This is a genomic window from Povalibacter sp. (assembly GCF_036520495.1).
Classification (GTDB): Bacteria; Pseudomonadota; Gammaproteobacteria; order Steroidobacterales; family Steroidobacteraceae; genus Steroidobacter.
This window is the reverse complement of sequence record NZ_DATDJO010000023.1, coordinates 1-18628: the sequence shown is the minus strand read 5'-3', so window position 1 is coordinate 18628 and position 18628 is coordinate 1. Positions and strand designations below refer to the sequence as shown.

The window sequence follows — 18628 nt, the reverse complement described above, 5'->3', positions numbered from 1 at the left end:
ATTTGGTCGCGATGTCAGATCAGGCGTTACACAAGCGCTTACTGTTGCCGCGTCTCGTGGAGGCGTTGGCGGATACGCCCGTGGTGCTGGTTCACGGGCCGCGTCAGTGCGGCAAGACCACGCTGGCTCGACAGGTGGGCGATGCCGGCCGTTATGCCTATGTCAGTTTCGATGACGATGTGCAGCGCGCCGCGGCACAGGCCGATCCGGTGGGCTTCGTCGCCGACTTACCCGACAAGGCGGTGCTGGATGAAGTGCAGCGCGTGCCAACGCTGTTCACTTCGCTGAAGGCAGCAGTCGACAAGCAGCGCCGACCCGGCCGATTCATATTGACCGGCTCTGCCAATGTGCTGCTCGTGCCGACGCTGGCCGATTCACTGGCAGGGCGGATGGAGGTGCTGCGCCTGCATCCACTGGCGCAGTCGGAGCTGGCGGGTACTGAACCGACATTCCTCGACACGCTGTTTGGCAAGGGCTTCAAGGCTGCAGCGGCAGGACGGCGACTGGGAAAGACGCTCGCGACCCATGTGACTGCCGGGGGATTTCCCGCGGCATTGGCGCGTTCCACGGCGCGACGCAGGGCAGCCTGGTATCGCGACTACGCGGATACATTGGTGCAGCGTGACGTGCGCGACCTGGCACGCATCGGCGCCCTCGACGCGCTGCCACGCCTGCTCACCCTGGCGGCCGGACAGACGGCACGGCTCATCAATGTGGCCGAACTGGCCGCGCCGTTTCAGCTCAGTCGTCCGACCATTCGCGACTACATGACGTTGCTGGCGCGAGTCTTTCTGCTGGAGGAGCTTCCACCCTGGCATAGCAATCGGCTGAGTCGTCTGATCAAGACGCCGAAGCTGCATCTGTGCGATACCGGTCTGGCCTGCGCGTTGCTCGGCCTCGACGCCGCGGCGCTTTGGGATGACCGCGCTCTATATGGGCAATTGCTGGAAACGTTCGTCTATCAGGAGTTGCGCCGTCAGGCGAGTTGGCAGGAGGAGCCGCACTCGTTTCATCACTATCGCGACAAGGACGGATCCGAAGTCGATGTGGTGCTCGAATACACTGGCAGGATCGCCGGTATCGAGATCAAAGCCGCGGCGACTGTCACGGCAGCCGACTTCAAGGGCTTGCAGAAGCTCAAGGCTGCGACGGGCAAACGGTTTGTCCGCGGCGTCGTTCTTTACGATGGCGACGCCGTTGCTTCTTTCGGCGATGGCCTGCAAGCCGTGCCGATCTCGATGTTGTGGGAGACGAAGTGAGGCCATTACAAGAAGGCCGCCTCACCCGGCGAATCGCCGCCGGTATCGACAAGCGGTACCACCGGCGATCCCGATAACCGATCTGATGCGCCGCCTGGCCGATGGCGCGAGGGACTGATTGCAATGAGTCTGCATAAAGAGATCAACCTCGAGCTAGAGATCTGCCAGCACCTCGCGACACACGACTGGCTCTACGCCGAAGGTGACGCCGCAAACTACGACCGGGCGCGGGCAGTGTTTCCCGCGGACGTGATCTCCTGGGTGCAGACAGCGCATCCCCAGGCGTGGCAGACGCTCGTGAAAAATCACGGCGCCAGCGCCAACGAAACCCTGCTGACGCGGCTGCGCGATCAGCTCGATCAACGCGGCACGCTCGATGTGCTGCGTTATGGCATTGAGTTGCTGGGGCTACGGCAGCCGCTGAAGCTCGCGGAGTTCAAACCCGCCCTGGCGATGAATCCGGACATTCTCGTTCGCTATGACGCCAACCGGCAGCGCGTTGTCCGACAGGTACGCTATTCGCTGCACAACGAAAACTGCATTGATCTGGTGCTGTTCCTCAACGGCATCCCGGTGGCGACCGTCGAACTGAAGACGGATTTCACGCAGAGCATCGACGATGCGATCGATCAGTATCGTTTCGATCGGGTGCCGCGACCCAAGGGCCAGGCTGCCGAGCCTTTGCTGTCATTTCCCAGCGGCGCCCTGGTGCACTTCGCGGTCAGCAACCATGAAGTGCAGATGGTGACGAAACTCGCGGGGCCGGCGACGGACTTCCTGCCCTTCAACAAGGGCGACAACGGTGGCAAGGGCAATCCCGTCAATCCAGTGAGCGGACATCGCACCGCCTATCTGTGGGAGGAGATCTGGGAGCGCCACAGTTGGCTGGAAATACTTGGACGCTACCTGGTCACACAGCGCAATGACCGCAAGCAGATCGAGAAGATCCTGTTTCCGCGGTTTCACCAGCTCGATGTCACCCGCAAGCTGCAGACCGCAGTCCTCGGGCAGGGCGCGGCCGGTAAATATCTGGTGCAGCACTCGGCGGGCTCCGGCAAGACCAACTCGATTGCATGGACTGCACACTTCCTCGCAGAACTGCACGATGCGCGGAATCAGAAGGTGTTCGACAGCGTGCTGGTGGTCTCGGACCGCACGGTCATCGATTCGCAGCTGCAGGAAGCGCTGTTCGATTTTCAGCGCCAGACTGGTGTGGTCGCGAAAATCGAAGGTCGCGAAGCCAGCAAGAGCAGCGAACTCGCAGAGGCATTGTCTGGCGACAAGAAGATCGTGGTCTGCACCATTCAGACCTTCCCGTTCGCGCTCGAAGCCGTTCGCGATCTGGCAGCGACGCAAGGCAAGCGTTTTGCCGTGATTGCCGACGAAGCGCACAGCTCGCAGACGGGCGAGGCGGCCAGCAAGCTCAAGGCGGTGCTTTCTCCGGAAGAGCTGGAGGATGCAAAGGAAGGCCTGGAGGTCAGTGCGGAAGACATCCTTGCCGCGCAGATGGCGGCGCGCGCCAGCGATGCCGGCATCACCTATGTTGCATTCACGGCGACACCGAAAGCGAAAACGCTCGAGCTGTTCGGCACGCGGCCAGATCCTTCGCAGCCGGCCGGCCCGGACAATCTGCCGGCGCCGTTTCACGTCTATTCCATGCGCCAGGCCATCGAGGAGAAATTCATCCTCGATGTGCTGCAGAACTATGTCTCGTACAAGCTGGCCTTCCGACTGGCGCATGAAGGCAAGGACTACGAGCAGCGCGAGGTCGAGCACAGCGAGGCGATGAAGGGCATCATGGGGTGGGTTCGCCTGCACCCTTACAACATCGCGCAGAAGGTGCAGATCGTCATCGAGCACTTCCGCGAGTTCGTTGCGCCGCTGCTTGGGGGCAAAGGCAAAGCAATGGTCGTCGTGGCCAGCCGGGTGGAGGCTGTGCGCTGGAAGCTGGCGATCGAAACGTACATCAAGGATCGCGGCTATCCCATCGGGACGCTCGTGGCTTTCTCCGGCGAAGTAAACGACAAAACGTCGGGGCCGGAGCCCTTCACTGAGACGAACAAGACACTGAATCCGAGCCTGAAGGGTCGCGACATTCGCGAAGCCTTCAAGAGGGACGAGTACCAGATCCTGCTGGTCGCGAACAAATTCCAGACCGGCTTCGACCAGCCGCTGCTGTGTGGAATGTATGTAGACAAGCGTCTTGCCGGCATTCAGGCAGTGCAAACGCTGTCGCGCCTGAACCGTGCCCATCCCGGCAAGGACACGACTTACGTTGTGGACTTCGTTAACGATGCGGAAGAGGTTCTTGAGGCGTTCAAAACCTACTATTCCACGGCGCATCTCGCCGCAACGACCGACCCGAACCTGGTCTACAACCTGCGCGCCAAGCTCGATGCCGCCGGGCATTACGATGACTTCGAGGTCGATCGCGTCGTGGCCGTCCAGTTGAATCCCAACGCCACCCAGGCCGAACTGTTGAAGGCCATCGAACCGGTGGCGGACCGGCTGACGAAGCGATTCAAGTCAGTTCAGATGGCTTTGCAATCCGCGCAGGAAAGGGAACACGCGGCCGACATCAAGGCGGCGCGCGAGGGACTCGACGCCCTGATTCTGTTCAAGGGCGACATGGGCGCCTACCTGCGGCTGTACACGTTCCTGTCGCAGATCTTCGATTACGGCAATACCGCGATCGAGAGACGCTCGGTCTTCTACAAGGTGCTGCTGCCGCTGCTGGAGTTCGGGCGCGAACGTGAGGGCATCGACCTGTCGAAGGTCGTGCTCACGCATCACAGGCTGAAGAACCTCGGCAAGCGCCCGATGCCTTTGAATGGCGGGGAAGCGCCGCCGCTGGAATCCGTGACCGAGGCGGGCAGCGGAGCCGTGCGGGAGCAGAAAAAGGGATACCTGGATGAGATCATCGAGCAGCTCAACAATCTGTTCGGTGGCGATACGACCGATCAGGACCAGATCACCTATGTGACCCAGGTCATCAAGAACAAGATGCTCGAGTCGGGCAAGCTACGGCAGCAGGCCAGCAACAATGCGAAAGAACAGTTTGCGAACTCTCCAGACCTCGATGCCGAACTCGTGGGTGCAATCATGGCCGCTCTCGATGCACATACATCGCTCAGCACACGCGCGCTGAATTCAGTGGATATTCGCCACGGAATCAAGCGATTTCTTCTGGACCACGGGGGATTGTGGGAGTCGTTGCGCGAGCAGCTTTAAGGAACCTCTGATTAATTCTCCGTTCGCCCTGAGCACCGTGACCGCAGGGAATGGTTCACCCATCGAAGGTGAACGCCATGACATTGAAACTGAGCACTATTTCGGGAGACGCTTCGACAGGCTCAGCGCGAACGGAGTTAATCAGACCTTCCTTTAACGTGTGTGTCGCAGCCCCGTGGGGATAGTCGCAATCATCCCAACCAACTCCCGCCGTTCTTCAATTGCTCGAGCGTGCGGACCCGTTCGACGACCTGCCGGGCGCGCGTGCATGCAAGGGCTCATACCAGAACCTTATTCGCCGTTTGCGCAACGCGTCTTTGCGGCGTTTGCGAAACCCGCTGCGGTGACGAAGGTGTCAGACCTGGCCGAGGTCGTCTGGCAGGCAGCCAATGATGAATCCGGCCGACTGCATTTTCCCGCAGGTGCCGATGCTGTGGCGCTGGTGCAGGCCGGCTCATGAGCACATGAGTGTCTCGAGCGTGGAGTCTTGGTTCGATTTGCAGTGAGACGGGTGTCGAGACAGCCAGGAAAGGCTGTCGATGCTGGCGAACATTCCTCAGCTCATGACCGCCTGGGCCATCACGCCGAGGGTCACGAACAATGCGAAGAGAATGACGGCGGTAAACGGGAAGATCAGGAAGACATACGGGTCCGCCAGCGTATCGGCGTTCGCTGCGGTATGTACACGTCGCTGACTGTGGAAGGCGACGTACAGTCCTGCGAACAACGTTGCCGCAGCGACGATCACACCTGCGCTTCCGAGCAGCGCGTGAACCGAGCGCTGTCCCGCGGCGATCAACCTCACTTGCACGATCAGCAGTACGACCCAGGCGCTGCACAATGCGCCGTGCACATGCAGCCACGGAGTGAGTACGGGCGTGGGAGCATCCTGGAAACCAGCGAGGTAGTAGGTGTGCGCGAAACCCGCGAAGGCCACCGCTGCCATGCTCACCGCCATGCCGGTGAAGAATCGTCGCTCGCTGACGATACGTTCTTGTGCTGCCGCTACGCTGATCGCCATGGTCGCCTCCCGTCGGACAGCTGCGGATATGACGGACGTTACCAAAGCGTTCTCGATTGCGCACTCGTACGGATGGGTGGCGGGAGCGCTGGTCATGAAGCTCGCGCCGCAGCATTTCTACGGGATCGCTGATTTTATTTCCGTGCGACTCGAGTGCGTTCTCTTCGGACGATGCGGCAGTGCGGGGAGAAGCCATGACTGTCGTCAAGGGGCGAATACGGCCGAATGATCCTGACGAATGATCAATATTCGTAATGACTTTCGGCAGTTCTGACGGCGGCGCAATCCTTGGTAGGTTTGCCCTTTTCGTGCATGACGGTCGCTTCTACTTTGTCCTCACACTCATCCGCAGGAGACGACAATGAAGACACTGCAACGAGTCGTTTTGAGCATGGGTCTCGTGGCGCTGCCGCTGGCGGCACTGGCCGTCGATCAGTTCGGGCATCCATCGAAACCGGGGCGAGACTTTGCGCCGCTGGTTGAGAAGGTGCGCAGAGCGACTTGGCAGTTCCGCGACATCAACACAGCGACAGCGGAAGGCTGGGTTCGCGGCACTCCGTGCGTCAGTGGACCCAACTCCGGTGCGATGGGCGTTCACTTCATCCTGCCTGCACGTGTAGGCGATGGTGTGCTCGATGGTGATGAGCCGGAGGCGCTGATCTACGAACCGATGCCCAACGGCGGACTGCGTCTCGTCGGCGTCGAGTTCATCGTGATCGCAGCAGACTGGACCGCAAAGAATCCCAGTGGCGGTGCACCGTCGCTGGACGGACACCTGCTCAACTACGTTGGCGAACCGAACCGTTACGGCCTGCCTGCGTTCTATGAAATTCATGTCTGGGCCTGGGAGCGCAATCCGAACGGCAACTTCGCCGACTGGAATACACAGGTGACATGCGATCAGCAGCCGGGAGAGTGAGGCAAGTCTGCTCCGTCCGTCCTGAGCTTGTCGGGGGCGCTGGACCGAAGAGTGCTTCGATACGCTCAGCACGAGCGGAGAAGACGGAGCGTGGCCGCTCTTTTGGATCCGACTTCAGTCGGACTCACAGGCGAAGGCAGCGCGCATCCTCGCTTGCATCGAACCATAGAATCTCGGCACGAGCGCAGTCCAGGAACAGGTGTTACAGACCGGAGGCTGTGTGCGCTGCCTCTGTGGGCTCCAGCCGCCATCGCGATGCCATATTTCGTCCTGACGTTGCCCGATTCATCTACGAAGCTATGCTGATGCAGACAAGTGGAGATCGGGCATGCGGGATCGAATCGGTCGGCGTTCACTGTTACTGGGAATGCTGGGCGCGAGCTTCGCGCCCGGTAACGCATTAGTCGCTGCGGAATCTACACTCGCGCAGCGACTCGCGGACCTCGAGATCGAGGCGGGCGGTCGTCTCGGTGTCTGCGCGCTCGACACGGCGTCGGGTCGTTCAGTCGGCCTGCGAGAGCATGAGCGGTTCGCGATGTGTTCGACGTTCAAGCTGTTGCTGGCTGCAGCGGTGCTGCGCAGGGCCGACATGGCGCAGCTCGATCTCGATCGCCAGATCACGTTCGGTTCGAGCGACATGCTGAGTCATGCGCCGGTCACCTCGGCGAAGCTCGCTGCCGGTTCGATGTCGATCCGCCAACTTTGCGCAGCGGCCGTTGAGATGAGCGACAACCCCGCAGCCAACTTGCTGCTGGCACAGATCGGCGGACCGGCGGGACTGACTCGCGATCTGCGCAATCTCGGCGATGCCATCACGAGACTCGACCGTATCGAACTCGCGCTCAACACCAACGTGCGAGGCGATGAACGCGATACGACCACGCCGCACGCGATGGCGCAGACGTTTGGCAGAATCCTCACGGGTGACGCGCTGGGTGAGTCATCCCGACAGCTGCTCATTACGTGGCTGAAAGCCTCACCGACCGGTGCGCGTCGCATTCGCGCGGGCCTGCCGGAAAACTGGGTGGTTGGAGACAAGACGGGTACGGGCGTAAACGGCGCGGTTAACGACGTGGCCGTCGTCTGGCCGCCGGGCCGGGCGCCCCTGATCCTGGCTATATATATGAGTGAGTCCAGCCGGCCGACCGCCGAGTTGGAATCAGTGCATGCGAGGGTGGCGGGTCTGGTGGCCGAGGCAGTGACGGCGCGACAGCTCTGATCATGGTCAGAGGGCGCAACTCCAGTGGGCTGTAAAGCCAAAATTGGTAGTGCAGTTCAATCTCTGTGGGTCCGGCTTTAGCCGGCTTTAGCCGGACGTCACGTCATAAGCGGTGCTTCGCCAACGTTCGACTACGACCGGAGGAAGTCCCGCGGTGACCGAAAGGGAATCCCACGGGGGAAAGTCGAACCCACAGGAAGCCTGAGACAAGCACTACCGGATCTTCGTTACAGGCCGCTAGTTCGGATTCAACTGTTCCTGCAGGTCGCCCTGGCCTTCGATCCTCACGCGTTGCGGATCTGGATGAACGCGCCGGATCCAGATGGCTTTCACGCGAGCCGGGTAACGTTGCTGCAGCGCCTGGTAAATCTCCGGATCGCTTTCGCCGTCGTCGCCGATCAACGTGAAACTTACGTGCGGCAGGCGTTCGAAGATATCCACCAGTTTCCCGGTCTTGTAGGCGATCTGGTCGTGCAATGAATCGCCGCTCGAATCGTTCGTGATCTTCTTGGTGAGCAGTACGCCGCGTGGAAAGCGGTGGTGGTCGAGGAACGATTGAATGGCTGACTGCAGTTGCCGCGGAGAAGCGGAGAGATAGAACAACGTGCCCGGGTTGTTCTCCGCGATGCGCGCATAGAGTTCAGGCGCTCCCGGCACGGCTTCGCGCTGCATGAAATTGCGCATCAGCGAGTGCTGCAGCAGCTTGCGTTTATTGTTCACTTCCGACACGACGACGGTGTCATCGAAGTCGGAGACGATGCCGTGTACGTCGCCTGCGGGCACGAGCAGGAGCGAGCCGACGCCGCGGAAGGATCCTGACATCGCCGTGACTTCATGCCAGCCGGGTGTCATCGCATCGAGTTCGACAATCGAGAGCTGGAAGTATCCTTCCGCATCCGTCGTGGCGGACCAGCGTTGACGACCGATCCCGACGGTGACGGGCACGAACGCCTGTTCATCGTTCATGAGCGATTTCAGACTACGGCGCAGGTTGGTTGCGCCACTGTCATCCGCCGCAGCTTCGCTGCGTGCTTCGATCGCGATGACCCGGCCTTCGATTGCCGTTCGCGCGCCCGTGCCGAAGGCGGGATAGACGATGACTTCGATCGACGCCGTGGCCGGGATCGCCACCAGCAGCAGGAGCAGAATGCCAAGCGGTCGCATGGTGGATGTCAGTGTTCGCGACGAGTTGCGCCGCCTGCGATATTCTGCCGCGCGAGCATCGCAGCAGGAAGCGCCCGTGACGAGAGTTGTGACCTGGAACGATCTGTTGAAGCCTGGCCATGCCAGTGCCTTCTTCTCGCGTGATCCCATGCCGCCCTTCGAGATTGCGGCGACGAGCTATTCGGCCGCCAATGCCTGGTGGCTGGCGGAGCTGAGCCGACTCGTCTATCGGCGCGATCCCAGCGGTCCCCGATCCCGCCGGGATTTCCTGCAACAAGCGGGGTTCGAGGAAATCAGCTTCTTTGGTTCCGAGGTGACTGGCACCGGAGCGCTGCTGGCAATGAATCGATCGCCTGCGCCGTTTGCCGTGCTCGTCTTTCGCGGTACGGAACAGAAGATCCAGGACTTTCTGCATGACGCAGATACCTGGCCGGTGCCCGCGTTCGGGGGCTCGGTGCTGGTGCACCGGGGTTTCAAGCGCGCACTCAACAGCGTGTGGACGCAGATCGCGGCGGCGCTCGACAAGCTCGATTGCCCGGTGTTCTACACGGGACATAGCCTGGGCGCTGCGCTCGCGACACTTGCCGCCGTCAGAAGGGCGCCCCAGGCGGTTTACGCCTACGGATCACCCCGCGTCGGCGATTCGCGGTTCGTCGCGAAGCTGCGGGGTGTGCAGGTCTATCGCGTCGTTCACGGCGATGACATCGTCGCGTCAGTGCCGATCGAATCCTTCGGATTCAGGCACGCGGGCGTCGAACACAGAATAGGGACGCGCAGTCGGCTCACGGACTTCAATGTCGCGACGGTCTGGGATCAGTTGCTCGCACCGCCACGGGCGCTGGCCGATCACGCGCCGATCAACTACGTCGACGGCCTGTGATCGACGGTAACGGCGGCGTGCGGTGCGATGCGCATGGGTTGACGACGTCCGTACGTCAACGAACGCCACAGCCATTCGGCCGGACCGAACTGAAACCGGTTCAGCCACCACGGACTCCACAGCAGTTGCACGACCCAGATCGCTACCACGAAGTAGTAGAGCTCATAGCGCTGGAACTGTCCGAACAGTCCAAGGCCCGCGCCGGTGAAGAGCAAGCCGCAGATGATGCTCTGGGTCAGGTAGTTGGTGAGAGCCATCTGTCCAACGCGAGCGAGCACGCGCTTGGCGCTGTGGAGTATCGGCAGCTGCCAGAGCCAGCCGATCAGTCCCAGATGTGCAAGCGTCAGAGGCACCCGACCGAGGTCGTAGGTGAGGTAGGTGACTGTGACCGCATCGATCGAGAACGCGGAGTTCTCCAGCGTCCTGGTCTCCCACAGATTCACGCCGAGACCGATGGCGTAGCCTGCCGCCATCATTCCTGCATAGACGTGGCGTGGAGCGCTGCCGGAAAGGATGCCGAGCTTCAGCAGCGCCATGCCGATCAGCATCATGCCGAGGCATTCCGCGAAGCCATACCGGATGAAGAATGTCGTCTCCCAGTAGAACGTGCGGTTGCGCAGATAGTGAAACGCGCTCGCATAGCTCTCCTTCACCCTCGCGATGGCATTCTCCATCTCCTGTTGCGCAGGGGAGCGGTCGGCTTGCGTCTCATGAAGTTCGTTGATGGCCGCGAGCTGCTCGTCCGTCAATTCGGCGCCTGACTCCAGCGCGATCGTGGCTGCTTCCGCGCGCGATTTCACGTCGGTGTATTCGACACGCTCCATGAGATTCATGATCGTCGGGACAGTCAGGACCGCGAGACCGATCAGGATCAGCGTCGGCGTGCGCAGGTTGCGGAAGAAGTACAGGAACAGCCCGGTGACGCCGTAGTAGAAAAGAATGTCGCCTTCCCACAGGAACACGTACGCGTTGATCAGCCCGAACAGGATCAGTAACCCGGTGCGACGAAAGTAGAGTGCGGTGCCGCTGAGTTCGCGCGTGCCGGTTGCATCGTGCGTTGACTGTCGTTGCAGGAAGAGCAGCGCACCGGCGCCGAACAACAATGTGAACAGGCCGCGCATCGTGCCTTCGAAGAACCAGGCGTTGATGCGCCAGGCCCAGAGATTCGCGCCCTCGTGCCCGCCCCAGTTGATCGGGATCTCGTAGGCCTCCGGCAGGCCGAAACCAACGATATTCATCAGCAGGATGCCCAGCACCGCGATGCCGCGGTTGGTATCGAGCATTCCGATACGTTCGGCGCGTGGCGTGGGGAGGGTGGGGCTCACGGTGTTTCCCGTTGGGATCGGGGTATGAGTGTGCATCTCCACCGGCTGCCTGTCACCGGCGGGCGAACCGGCTGTCGCGCATTTCTGCGCCTGGCGCATAGAAATTCATGGCCATGTGAGGCGTTGACCTCCACAGACTGATTCGCGTAGTCCCGGAACGGAAACTCGCATGGAACGCGTGGCCTGCTCGTTGCGACACTCTTCGGCGCACACCAGGGGACGGCTCGGGCGCCCGTCGCGGCAATGTCGGCAGCAAGGGCGGGTGTGTCGCGGGCGACAACGTGGCGCTGCGATCGTCGAGGCAGTGATTGCATTGCCGATCCTGCTGGCCGTAATCCTGGGCGCCATTCAGTTCGGTCTGATTTACCAGGCCAAGGCCACGCTGAATTTCGCAGGGCTGCAGGCGGCGCGTGCCGGCGCAGTCAGCAACGCCCAGCCGGAGGCGATTCGCGGCGGTCTGGCACGGGGACTCGCGCCCCTGTACTCACCGGATGCATCCGTCGACGGTGTCGTGAATACCATCGCGCGAATCAATGCGTCGCTGCTGCAGGATGCGCGCATCCGCATTCTCAACCCGACCCGGGAAGCCTTCGAAGATTTCGCCGAAGAAGTCGACGGCGTGCGGGAAATTCCCAACGATCGTCTGCACTCGCGCAGCACCAGCGTCGGCACGCTGAGCGGCATGAACATCCAGGACGCGAACCTGCTGCGCGTCGAAGTGACCTATGGCTATGAACTGAATGTGCCGCTGGTCAACTGGTTCATCTCGCGCGTGTTGCTGTCGACGCGTCGTGCCGGAAGCGGGATGGATGCGTTTCAGCAGCAACTGCTGCGTCGCGGCCGTCTTCCCATCGTCACCACGGCGACGGTGCGAATGCAAAGCCCCGCTAGAATGAGCGACGCAGTGATGGCCCGTGGCGACTTGCCTGAAGTCGATCGCATTCCCGCAGATGCCCGTCCACCGGACGACACTGACGAGGACGAAGGTGACGAAGACGAGGAGGGCCGAAGCAGCGGATCGGGCGACGGCGGCAGCAACCTCGGCGACGGATTTCTCGGTTTCGGCGGCGGCTCCGGCGACGGCAGCGGTGGCGGGTCATCGCCCGGTGGTGGGAGCGGCGGTGGAGGCTCCGGTTCAGGTGGAGGCGGCGGTGGGAACAGCGGTTCCCCCGCGGAATGTCCCGGCAACGGTGGTGATGGCAGTCCCTTCCCATCGACCCCGCCGCCACCCGGCGATTCGTCACCCGTGCCGCCACGCACCGATCCCTTTCCGTTTCCCGCGTTGCAGTCTGGAGGCGCAGAGGGCGCTACGTTACCAAACATCGGCCTGCCGTCATTGAGCGTGGGCAATCCGATCCACGTCGTTACGGGCAACAAGTACCAGAGGGAAGTCGACCTGGCCGCACTACCCGGGCAGCTCGGCCTGTCCTTCGTGCGTCACTACAACAGCGACGCGGTTGGACAGGCCGGAGTCATGGGAGCGGGATGGCGACATGGATATGAGGCGTCGGTCCGCGCCAGTACTGATGGTGGGACGCTGGACTTGTGGCAGGCGGACGGGCGGCGTCTGCGATTCGTGCGCGAAGACAAGTCAGATCGCTTTCCCGGTCAGCGGGCCAGCGATGGCAACGTCACGCAGTCGGAAACGGGTTACGTCTGGCAGTGGCCGTCAGGACGTGAACTCGACTTCGATCGTTCAGGGCGCCTTACGGCGATTCGCGAGCGATCGCGAACGATCGATTTTGTCTACGATGCGGATAACCGACTCGAGCGTGTCGTCGATCCGCAGCGCCGTGAACTGAGTTTCGAGTACTACGCAAACGGACGCGTTGCACGCATTCGTGCGGCAGGCGAGATGTCATGGCGTTACTTTTATGACGACAGCGGCAATCTATCGATGGTGGTTTCCGCCAGCGGTCGCGCAAGACGCTACGATTACACCGATTCGCGTCATCCGCATCACTTGACCGACCTCAGCGCGGGCGACGCGAAGCTGGCGCAGTACGGCGGAGTGAATCGCTTTCAGACCATTGCGCACTGGGCATATGACACAGCCGGGCGCGGAATCCTGTCGTCCCATCCCGATGACGCTGGCAAGATCAGTCTCGAGTACGGCGATGGCTACACGGATGTCACCGATGCTTTTGGCCGCGTGAGTCGTTACGTAACGCAGAACCGCAACGAAATCGCGCTGGTCACGGAGGTGCGTGGACCAGGGTGCGGCGCGTGCGGCGTCGGCGACGCTCGTTACGAGTTCGACGAGTCATTCCAACTCACGATGATCGCCGCAAAGGGCGTGCCCTCGCAGCGCTACGGCTATGACGCGCAGCGACGTCTGGTGTCTGTAGAGCGCGAGCGCGGTTCCGGCTACGAGCTCGCCACGCGCTATATCTATGATGCAGATGCATTGCGGCCTGCATCGATCGAGCTGCCAAGCGTCAAGCCCGCTGCGAGGCATTCGATCCACATGGCTTATGCACCGGATGGTTCGGTGCTGTCGGTGCGAGAGACAGGCTACTCGCCGACGCAGCAAGGTGACTTCTCACGCATCGAGCGAACGGTTCGTTTCCACTACGACCGAAGTGGTGTGTTGTCGTCGATCAACGGTCCGCGCAGCGACGTCGCCGATATCACTCGTATCGAGTACGACCAGTCAGGGCACATCACCGCTGTCCGATCGCCGACCGGCAACGAAGTACGGCTCAGCGAGTTCGATGCCGCAGGCCGGCCGCGATTCATCAGCCAGACCGGCTCGCCGTCGAGACGCGTCGACTACGATTCAGAAGGTCGATTGACTCGTGTGACTGATCTGCGCTCCGGCGGAGAACGCAGCACCCGGTATTCGTACGACGTCTTGGGACGTTTGCAGGAAGTCATCGACGCCGATGGCAGGGTGCAGCGAATCGGATACGACGCGGCCAGCCGGCCGGATCGATTTGCGATAGACGACTCCGGGATTGCAGCGGCACTGAAGTACGCGCCCGATGGCAACGTGATCGGAGCGGCGATCCTCATGCCGGGCAGCATTCCGCCCCGGCTGGTTCGCTACGTCTATGACGAGCAACGCCGACTCCTGGAGGTACGCGACGGCGAGGGCCCGCCACTGCGTCAGCTGGCCTATGTGGGGGAAAGCCTTCAGCCATTCCAGATCACCGGTCCGATGGGCGAAGCGACCGAGTTTGCCTACGGCGTCTCGGGATCCATCGAATCCATACTGGCGCCCGACGGCGGCATCACTCGCTTCGGTCACGATCGTGTCGGCAGATTGATCGATGTTGTGGCTCCGAACGGTGCTGGCACGTCGTACAGCTACGACGATTTCGGTCGCCGCGTGTCAGAGAAGAGCGCAGATAGTGGCGTCACTTACTGTTCGTACGATGCGTCAGGCAACCTGATAGAGAGGATCACCGGCACAGGCGCCCGGAGTGGCTACGGCTACGACGCCGACAGTCGTCTGGTGAAAGTCTCGCGCCGCGAAGGGCCAACGACCCTCGAATATCGATCGTCGCAACTGACCGGGATCGTGTCTCCAGATCATAAGGAGCACTTCGACTACGACACCGAAGGCCGTCCTGTCAGGCACGTACGCGAGATCGCTGGCCGCTCGTTCGAAACTACGCAAACGTACAACGCGCACGGGCGCATTGAAACCCGGACGCTGCCGTCAGGTCAGCGACTGCGCTATCACTACACACCGACCGGCTCGCTTCGCGCCATCACTCGCGAGTCCATGCTTCGCACTGAACTGATCGTCGGCAATCTGGAAACTGGCGATGGCGCCAGTGCGAAGCCCGCAGACGCAATGGGTCGACTCGCCTACGGCAACGGCTTGCAGCTGCAGAACCTGTACGGCGCCAAAACCGGCTACCTGCAAAGCCGCTCACTCCTGGGCCTCGCCGCTCTCAGCTACGAGTACGACGAATCCGGTCGCATGATTGCCATCAAAGACGGTCCCGAAGCCCGATCTTACGAATACGACGCCATGGGTCGACTCACCAACGCGCGGCTGCCGGCGGGTGACTTCAACTACAGCTACGACACCAGCGGGCACCGTATCGCGGAGTCCAGAGACACCGATCGGAAAGCACCGTCCTCGCTTGAATACCACCCCGAGTCGAACCGCCTTGCGAGCAATGGCCTTGTCGACTACGACGCCGCCGGCCATCCCGTCGTACTGGGAAACAAGCGCTACGACTACAACAGCGACGGACGTCCTATCCACCTCTACGTCGATGGAAAGTTGACCGCTACGTATCGCTACAACTTCTCGGGTGAGCGCGTAAGCAAGACGCTGCATGTAGACGGCAGAACTCAAACGACTTTCTACCTCTACGAACGTCATCAACTTATCGCTGAGGCGGACGAGAAGGGCAAGGTCACGCGCGAGTACCTGTATCTGGGCGCCCATCCCGTCGCGATTCTGGAATCTGGAAAGACCTACTGGATCCACACCGATCATCTCGGCACTCCGCACACGGTCACCGATGCCACGCGCCGTATTGTCTGGAACGCTGAATACGAACCTTTTGGTGCTGCGCAAGTCGACGATGATCCTGACGCCGACGCACGTTCATTCACGCTGAATCTGCGTTTCCCCGGCCAATATGCCGATGCCGAATCAGGCACGCACTACAACATCATGCGTGACTACGACCCGCAGACGGGTCGCTATCTCACGCCCGATCCGATCGGGCTGTATGGCGGCGTCAACCCATACGCGTACGTGCACGGCAACCCCGTGAGTGGTATCGACCCACTGGGGCTGTTCCTGTTTTCGTTTGATGGAACATGGATAAATTCGGATGACGGTGACAGCAGTAACGTTCGGTTGTTTGGTCAGTACTACCAAGACGCGAATGGTGAGAATTCTGAGTTCTATAGGAGGGGTGCAGGGGCTAGCATTCCGGACAGAAACTGGTTTGTTGACTATGCGGATCGCATTGTTGGAGGACTATCAGGGTTTGGGACAAGTTCGCGCATCGATGAAGCACTTCGCCGGCTTGATCTGCTAATAGATAGTGCAGTACAGAACCCATCCGCGTTCGATGGGACGATTGATGTCGTTGGATTCAGCCGCGGTGCTGCCGCGGCACGAGCATTTGCGAACGAGGTCTATCGAAAACTGGATCGCGGCGACTACGATCGTATGCCGGCATGTTCACCTATCCGCATCAGATTCATTGGATTGTTCGACAGTGTTGGATCTATGGGTATACCCGGCAACTCAACGGATGTGGGTTTCGACTTCCGCATCGATACTCGTGTTGGCTATGTAGCTCAGGCTGTTGCGCTCAACGAGCACCGTGCCTTTTTTGATTTGTCATCCATAGAGGCTGATGAGCACCGCTCGGGGTCACAGTCCAACAGAGTAGAACAAGGGTTTATCGGCGCACATTCGGACATCGGAGGGGCATATACTGACGGTGATTTATCCGATATAGCATTGCAGTGGATGCACGCTCAGGCTCGGAGCGCAGGTGTCTTACTCGGGGATCTTAGTGCGGATCACTTGGCCGTTAATAGGCCGATCATTCATGATGAGAGATTGATACGGTCTTCATCATTTGATCGCGAGGTTTTCTATCCCAACGATCCAGATTGGCGCCCGGAATCCTGCACCCCACCACCAGGTCCCAGGCCGCCTCCAAATCCATGTAGAAATTGGGTGCCGCCAGCGACGCAGAGGCAACGAACCGCCCCGCAGTTTCCGGACCTATCTCGATTGATACTGGAAAATCGGGGCCGCGACTCGATTCGTGGCACAGTCGACATGGAGGGTTATCTAACGTGGCTCAGAGAAAACGGTATTCTCTAATTTTGTCACTGGCCGGGGTCGCGCTATCAAGTGATTTGATAGCGCAATCGTCACTTGGTGTTCCCACAGTCGAAGGGTTCTACACCATCAATCTCGGTTTCCAGCCTGTCACCAATTACCACATGACAGGTTGGCCCAACAGAGTTGCGGGACGGCACTACGTTGCTGGCGATCTACTGCATGGTTTGAATGGCGGGATGGACGGGCAGGTGCTCTACGATTTTTATTGGCAGCTAACAGATGGACGCATCTACGCCGAGAGAGTCGATGTCCGCAAGCGTTTGCCGGGGGGCTTTCGGGGTGACGTGATATTTAGTATTCAAGATGATCACATCGAACTTAGTTGGGCAAATGAAAATCCCGCATGGAGACGCGCTTCCAAGAAAGGGGATATGGATAAGGTAATTGCCCTTCCCGCTTTCGATAAATGTGGCGGTCCATTTTTCGACCATCCAGTCATGAAAGACGCATGGGCGGTGACCGTAAAGAATGTTAACGCGAATCCGCGCGTGGCGAATGTGGACAGCGCATTGAGCGACCTGCGCTGCACTATGAGCAGCTATTTTCCAAAGTTTTCTCCTAAGCCGAGTCTGACTCTCGAGCAGCAAAATGCGCGGTCACGTGCCATGGACGAATGGTCGACGATTACTAAGGATCTTATGAAAAGGAAAGTTGTGGAGTCGTCCGATGGTGCGGTACAGATTCGTTGAGTATCTCTAGCTCCCGGTGCTACGGCGAGATTGGCAAGAGAATAATCCATGACTCCCAACTGGTGCGCCGACAGAGGGCGTTCGTCATTGATGGTCACAAACCGCAACAGCGGTCTACGTTTGTAAGGGTGTCAGGCCCTAGCCGTGAGTTTTGAAATGGAAGCTTCACACGGAGGTGGAGATGTTTATCCGACGTTTCTTTTCTGCGCTTCTGATTTCTCTCGTCGTTTCTTCTTCTGCTCTCGCTGACGGCATCAGCGATGTCCTCAGAAGCGTTCGAGATGTGAATCGAACTGCTCGTCAGGGAACGGATCTGTACAAGGAAGTTAAATCGATCGCTGTGCCTGTGATTGCCGCCCGCCAGGATCCCATGGAGATCGACCCGAACAGAGTCGTGTTCTACAGCGCGACCTGGTGTGGCTATTGCACCCGGGCGCGAAAGTTCATGCAGTCTCGTCAAGTCGCATTCGTCGAGTACGACATCGAACAAAGTCCGCGTGGCTACGCTGATTACCGGGCGCTGAAGGGCACTGGTGTCCCAATTCTCCTGGTGGGCGATCAACGCATGAATGGCTGGAGCGCCTCCCAGTTCGACCAGATGCTGAAGAAGTTCAAGGCAGCGTCGGCGCAGACGGAGAATGGCGGAGCGAAGTCACCGTCCAAAGAGAGTACTGGTTCGGGCAGTGCGGTGGCAGAGCCTACGGTCGGAGATGTGCTCGTTACCAAGATATCAAATGTGCCTCTCTTCTCGTCCGCGACGAAGGATGCGGATATCGTCGCCAAGTTGGCAAAGGATGAGGAACTGGTCGCTTTGCAGACACCCGTCGGTGATTTCGTTGAAGTGCAGGCTGCCGGCGGTATTGGCTATGTGGATAAAAGAATGGTGAAAATTCTCCCGAAATAAGCCAGTCGGGCCCCATCTCCGCGTTCGGATTGCGGGCATAGGACCTGTCTGAAATTTTGTGTTCGAGGCATATCATGACCTACAGGAGTCGATATGCCGAGAAAGAAGAAGTACGAGACACAGAGGGCTGCTCAGCCTGCCGCTGAGCCGAAGATCCCTAGGGAGCTGCTGGACCAACTGG

12 protein-coding genes are annotated in these 18628 nt (G+C 60.2%); 9 read left to right on the top strand and 3 right to left on the bottom strand.

Annotated elements, in window-relative coordinates; all coding sequences use genetic code 11:
* Positions 1–11: 11 nt before the first annotated feature.
* The 3 genes from VIZ63_RS08585 (at position 12) to VIZ63_RS08575 (ending at position 4950) form a co-directional block, all read left to right on the top strand.
* Positions 12–1259 carry an ATP-binding protein gene (locus VIZ63_RS08585; protein ID WP_331609150.1) on the top strand — a complete coding sequence of 416 codons (1248 nt, stop codon included), beginning with the start codon at positions 12–14 and terminating at the stop codon, positions 1257–1259.
* A 123-nt stretch (positions 1260–1382) separates the two neighbouring features.
* Positions 1383–4490, top strand: coding sequence for a type I restriction endonuclease subunit R (locus VIZ63_RS08580; protein ID WP_331609149.1), 3108 nt, complete (start codon positions 1383–1385; stop codon positions 4488–4490).
* 268 nt (positions 4491–4758) lie between these two features.
* A complete protein-coding gene (locus VIZ63_RS08575; RefSeq protein ID WP_331609148.1) occupies positions 4759–4950 on the top strand; it encodes a hypothetical protein in 192 nt (63 codons plus the stop codon).
* Between the two features lie 96 nt (positions 4951–5046).
* Here VIZ63_RS08575 and VIZ63_RS08570 read toward each other — a convergent pair whose 3' ends face one another.
* A complete protein-coding gene (locus VIZ63_RS08570) occupies positions 5047–5511 on the bottom strand; it encodes a hypothetical protein (RefSeq protein ID WP_331609147.1) in 465 nt (154 codons plus the stop codon).
* Positions 5512–5872: 361 nt separating this feature from the next.
* Between VIZ63_RS08570 and VIZ63_RS08565 the strand changes: the two genes are divergently transcribed.
* The gene (locus VIZ63_RS08565; RefSeq protein ID WP_331609146.1) at positions 5873–6430 is read left to right on the top strand and encodes a hypothetical protein; all 558 of its coding nucleotides are present in this window, start codon (positions 5873–5875) and stop codon (positions 6428–6430) included.
* A gap of 328 nt (positions 6431–6758) precedes the next feature.
* A complete protein-coding gene (gene bla / locus VIZ63_RS08560) occupies positions 6759–7649 on the top strand; it encodes a class A beta-lactamase (RefSeq protein WP_331609145.1) in 891 nt (296 codons plus the stop codon).
* A gap of 237 nt (positions 7650–7886) precedes the next feature.
* Here the strand turns inward: bla and VIZ63_RS08555 are convergent, their stop codons facing one another.
* Positions 7887–8813, bottom strand: a complete 927-nt coding sequence (locus VIZ63_RS08555; protein ID WP_331609144.1) for a phosphatase domain-containing protein — start codon at positions 8811–8813, stop codon at positions 7887–7889.
* Here VIZ63_RS08555 and VIZ63_RS08550 point away from each other — a divergent pair.
* Positions 8797–9693 carry a lipase family protein gene (locus VIZ63_RS08550; protein ID WP_331609143.1) on the top strand — a complete coding sequence of 299 codons (897 nt, stop codon included), beginning with the start codon at positions 8797–8799 and terminating at the stop codon, positions 9691–9693. The two genes, VIZ63_RS08555 and VIZ63_RS08550, sit on opposite strands and share 17 nt — an antisense overlap.
* On the opposite strand, the gene VIZ63_RS08545 is transcribed toward VIZ63_RS08550, so the two are convergent.
* Positions 9675–11018 carry a DUF418 domain-containing protein gene (locus VIZ63_RS08545; RefSeq protein ID WP_331609142.1) on the bottom strand — a complete coding sequence of 448 codons (1344 nt, stop codon included), beginning with the start codon at positions 11016–11018 and terminating at the stop codon, positions 9675–9677. The two genes, VIZ63_RS08550 and VIZ63_RS08545, sit on opposite strands and share 19 nt — an antisense overlap.
* A 169-nt stretch (positions 11019–11187) precedes the next feature.
* On the opposite strand from VIZ63_RS08545, the gene VIZ63_RS08540 reads away from it, so the two are divergent.
* The 3 genes from VIZ63_RS08540 to VIZ63_RS08530 all read left to right on the top strand — a co-directional run bounded on the left by VIZ63_RS08540 (position 11188) and on the right by VIZ63_RS08530 (position 18447).
* On the top strand, positions 11188–16833 hold the full coding sequence (locus VIZ63_RS08540) for a phospholipase effector Tle1 domain-containing protein (RefSeq protein WP_331609141.1): 5646 nt from the start codon (positions 11188–11190) through the stop codon (positions 16831–16833).
* Entirely contained in the window at positions 16806–17543 is a 738-nt protein-coding gene (locus VIZ63_RS08535; RefSeq protein WP_331609140.1) for a hypothetical protein, read from the top strand. Before VIZ63_RS08540 ends, VIZ63_RS08535 begins: the two co-directional genes overlap by 28 nt.
* A 181-nt stretch (positions 17544–17724) precedes the next feature.
* Positions 17725–18447 (top strand): glutaredoxin family protein, encoded by a 723-nt coding sequence (locus VIZ63_RS08530; protein WP_331609139.1) that lies wholly within the window; start codon positions 17725–17727, stop codon positions 18445–18447.
* Positions 18448–18628: the final 181 nt, after the last annotated feature.